General features: G+C 43.9%; 3 protein-coding genes. 2 read left to right on the top strand and 1 reads right to left on the bottom strand.

Going from position 1 to position 4,315, the window contains the following annotated elements:
* Window positions 1-494: FxsA family protein (locus AACT21_RS07065; protein WP_217898744.1), on the bottom strand; the 494-nt coding region annotated here is incomplete at its 3' end.
* Between the two features lie 479 nt (window positions 495-973).
* Here AACT21_RS07065 and aspA point away from each other — a divergent pair.
* Window positions 974-2,428 (top strand): aspartate ammonia-lyase, encoded by a 1,455-nt coding sequence (aspA, locus tag AACT21_RS07060; RefSeq protein ID WP_017042195.1) that lies wholly within the window; start codon window positions 974-976, stop codon window positions 2,426-2,428.
* 148 nt (window positions 2,429-2,576) lie between these two features.
* On the top strand, window positions 2,577-3,890 hold the full coding sequence (locus AACT21_RS07055; RefSeq protein ID WP_094164251.1) for an anaerobic C4-dicarboxylate transporter family protein: 1,314 nt from the start codon (window positions 2,577-2,579) through the stop codon (window positions 3,888-3,890).
* The last annotated feature ends 425 nt before the right edge of the window (window positions 3,891-4,315 follow it).

The following is a 4,315-nucleotide window of genomic DNA, read 5'->3' as shown; positions in this document are numbered from 1 at the left end:
CTATTATGCTCATCATCTTTACGTTCAAATTCACCTTCGAAGGTTTTTCCCGTTTCAGATGGTTCAAAGTCACGATCAAATGGGGCTTTGTTATGACGGCTATCATCAAACTGCGCCTGAAAACGGCCTGATACACCATTCACCACCACTTTATTCATCAAATAGTTGGCAAGCAAAGCCCGAGGCGCAGGCAATAACACCAGCATACCAAGTGCATCGGTCAAAAAACCCGGTACTAAAAGTAGCACACCCGCCACCGCCAGCATCACGCCCTCAATAATTTGCTGCGCAGGTAGCTCACCTTGGTGCAAACGGTGTTGAACGCTAAGTAAAGTTTGTATCCCTTGACTACGAACCAATGATGCACCAACAAATGCCGTAATCAGCACCAAGGCGATAGTTGGCCACATACCTAGCAAGCTGCCTACTTGGATAAAGAGACCAATTTCAATGATTGGCACAAAAATAAAAGCCAGAAGTAAGATTGGAAACACACGCCCTCCTTTGTTTATTGCTCTCACCTTACCGCCAACCACAGGCGACTACAACACTCAACGCTCAATCAAAGAGCACCACCTCACAGCCTAAATGACTAGATAGAGCCAGTATCTATCTTAAAATAGACCTAATATTGGCTCTATCTGAAATCCATTCATTCGTTCATTTTGCTAACAAAACCTGAACAAATTTCATACCACACAGACAAATCCAACCGCCTGCATCACAACTATTTATCAACGCGATAACTGTTTTTAAAACCTAAAAATAACGCATGTGAGTGCGTATCAAATTTTCATAAAATATTGACCTAAAAGGTGATCCACTTACTATTTTTTAAATCTAGGTTGAGTATGATGTGCCACAGAAGTCAGGACGGATTTTCCAGCCTAAAATTCTGACGAATGGATTCTTAAACTGCAGAAATGGCTAATAATTTCACTAATTATCAGAATAATTCTCTAAGGATCCTGTTATGGCTACCCTATCAGAAACGACAGCTGCTACAGCTAACTCAGCCACTCGTATCGAAGAAGATCTATTAGGTCAACGTCACGTTCCTGCTGACGCGTATTACGGCATTCATACGCTGCGCGCTATCGAAAACTTTAATATTTCAAAATCAACCATTTCTGATGTGCCTGAATTTGTACGCGGTATGGTGATGACCAAAAAAGCCGCCACGCTAGCCAACAAAGAGCTCGGCGTCATTCCAAGCCAAGTGGCTAATTACATCCTCCAAGCGTGTGACTTGATCCTAGAAACAGGTAAGTGCATGGATCAATTTCCGTCAGACGTATACCAAGGCGGCGCCGGTACTTCTGTCAATATGAACACCAACGAAGTGATCGCAAACCTTGCTCTGGAATTGATGGGTAAAGAAAAAGGTCAGTACGAGTTCATCAACCCCAATGACCACGTTAATAAAAGCCAATCAACCAACTGTGCTTACCCTACTGGTTTCCGCATTGCGGTATACAACAGCATCCTGAAACTGATTGATTCTATTGCCTATCTAAAAGGTGCGTTTGAGCTAAAAAGCCAAGAGTTCTCTGGCATTTTGAAAATGGGTCGTACTCAACTGCAAGACGCCGTACCGATGACCGTCGGTCAAGAGTTCCGCGCTTGGGCGGTCACCATTAATGAAGAGATCCGCAACCTAGAGTACACCTCTAAACTGCTGCTTGAGATCAACCTTGGCGCAACAGCGATCGGTACTGGCCTGAATGCGGCTCCGGGATATCAAGCGGCGGCGGTGAAACACCTTGCTGCGGTGACAGGCTTAGCTGTGGTACCAGCGGAAGATTTAATTGAAGCAACCTCTGACTGCGGTGCTTATGTTATGGCGCACGGCGCGCTAAAACGCCTTGCTGTGAAACTCTCTAAAATCTGCAATGACTTACGTCTTCTTTCATCTGGCCCTCGCGCGGGTCTAAACGAGTTGAACCTACCTGAACTGCAAGCTGGGTCTTCCATCATGCCTGCAAAAGTAAACCCTGTGGTGCCTGAAGTGGTCAACCAAGTGTGCTTTAAAGTACTTGGTAACGACAACACTATTTCCTTTGCCGCAGAAGGTGGCCAATTACAGCTAAACGTGATGGAACCTGTGATTGCACAAAGCATGTTTGAGTCAATTGAAATTCTTTCAAACGCCTGCATAAACCTTCGTGACAAGTGTGTTGACGGCATCACTGTCAATAAAGAAGTGTGTGAAGCTTACGTATTCAACTCTATCGGTATCGTGACTTACCTTAACCCATATATTGGCCACCATGAAGGTGACATCGTGGGTAAAATTTGTGCGGAAACGGGTAAGAGCGTACGTGAAGTGGTGCTTGAGCGAGGCTTACTCACCGCCGAAGAGCTCGATGACATCTTGTCCGTCGAAAACTTTATGCGCCCTCAGTACAAAGCGAAACGCTACGAATAATCAAAAAAGGCTCTGATTCAGAGCCTTTTTACTTTCTACAAGTTATTAAGTGAGAAAAAATTGCGTTACATCATGGCGCAAAGCATACCGTTCAATATCGCTGAACCTGTAGAATGACCCTATTTTTCATTATCTTTAGGAGTATAAGATGTTCTTAATTGAGTTCCTTATCGTATTAGGATGTATCCTAATTGGTGCAAGGATTGGTGGTATTGGGCTTGGTGTGATGGGCGGTATTGGCCTTGCTGTACTGAGCTTTGGATTTGGCATGCAACCAACCAGCCCACCGATTGATGTGATGTTGATGATCATGGCCGTGGTTGCAGCAGCAGCCTCAATGCAAGCGGCTGGCGGTTTAGATTATTTGATCAAAATTGCCACTAACATTTTGCATAAAAACCCTCGCCACATCACTTTCATCGCCCCTTTGGTAACTTACTTTTTTACAATGATGGCTGGTACAGGTCACGTGGCCTATTCAGTACTGCCCGTTATTGCTGAAGTGAGCCGTCGCAGTGGTATTCGTCCAGAACGTCCTTTAGGTATGGCGGTGATCGCGTCACAATTTGCGATTGTAGCTAGCCCAATTGCGGCCGCCGTCGTGGCGTTAGTCGCCTTCTTAGAACCACAAGGCATCACGCTAACGGATGTGTTGATGATCACTATCCCAAGTACCATTCTTGGTTTAGCTTGCGCGTGCTTATTCGTCAATAAAATCGGTGTTGAACTGAAAGACGACCCAGAATATCAACGTCGCTTGCAAGACCCAGAATTTCGCGCAGAGATGGAACAAGAAGTATCGATTGCTGATATTCAAATCACGCCACAAGCGAAAAAATCGGTCGGGCTGTTTTTATTCGGTGCCATTATCGTAGTGGTCATGGGTGCATTGCCTAGCTTGCGCCCACAATTTAACGGCTCAGCCATGGGGATGGCGCACACGATTGAAATCGTGATGCTGTCTATCGCGGCGCTGATCATTTTACTGTGCAAACCTGACGGCAACGCCATCAGCCAAGGTTCCGTATTCCATGCAGGTATGCGTGCCATCGTGGCGATCTTCGGTATCGCTTGGTTAGGTGACACCTTCATTGCTGGCCATGGTGCCATGGTCAAAGAAGCGGTCTCTGGCTTAGTGGAAGTCGCACCATGGACATTCGCGTTCGCGTTATTTGCTCTGTCGGTGATGGTCAATAGCCAAGGCGCAACAACAGCCGTGTTAGTCCCTGTTGCAATAACCTTGGGTTTGCCACCAGCCATTATTATTGCGGTTTTCGTTGCCGTTAACGGTTACTTCTTCATTCCAAACTACGGCCCTATCATCGCATCTATCGACTTTGACCGGACTGGTACCACTCGTATTGGTAAGTATATTTTCAACCACAGCTTTATGCTCCCAGGCTTGTTAAGCATGGTGTTTAGTATTGGTTTTGGTTTGTTGTTCTCCAATATTTTGATGTAATCTCTACTATTGTTATAAGGGAGCTTTGGCTCCCTTTTTATTTGTCACGTATAAAATATTGATACATATCAATAAAGCAATAAATAATTACTTCTCTTCACTCATTCAGCTTAATGAATAAAATTTCAATATATTTACCCTATAACGATTATCCGCCTATCTCCATGTCTTCGAATAAAAAGCGTAAGAATATAATTCCATTATTTACACTCAATTACCCTAAATTAAATTCCCTAAAAAAATGGTGTGTAACTCGGTACTATTGTTTTGTGAAGCAAGACAAAGTTACGCTTTAAAACTCACCTTAGAATTTATACAGATATCTGAGCAAGTGAGCATTTATGTTCACTTAATAATAATTAAAACTTTTCATTTAACGTATTTAATTGAAGTTCCAATAACTTTTTATTCTTTCACCCCTAGTA

This window comes from Vibrio sp. V08_P9A1T1 (assembly GCF_963874405.1).
Lineage (GTDB): Bacteria > Pseudomonadota > Gammaproteobacteria > Enterobacterales > Vibrionaceae > Vibrio > Vibrio anguillarum.
This window is presented reverse-complemented; position numbering and strand designations above follow the sequence as displayed.

Excerpts from the sequence above, each read along its gene's own strand:
- aspA (WP_017042195.1), top strand. The coding sequence starts at position 974 with ATGGCTACCCTATCAGAAACGACAGCTGCTACAGCTAACTCAGCCACT.
- AACT21_RS07055 (WP_094164251.1), top strand. The coding sequence starts at position 2,577 with ATGTTCTTAATTGAGTTCCTTATCGTATTAGGATGTATCCTAATTGGT.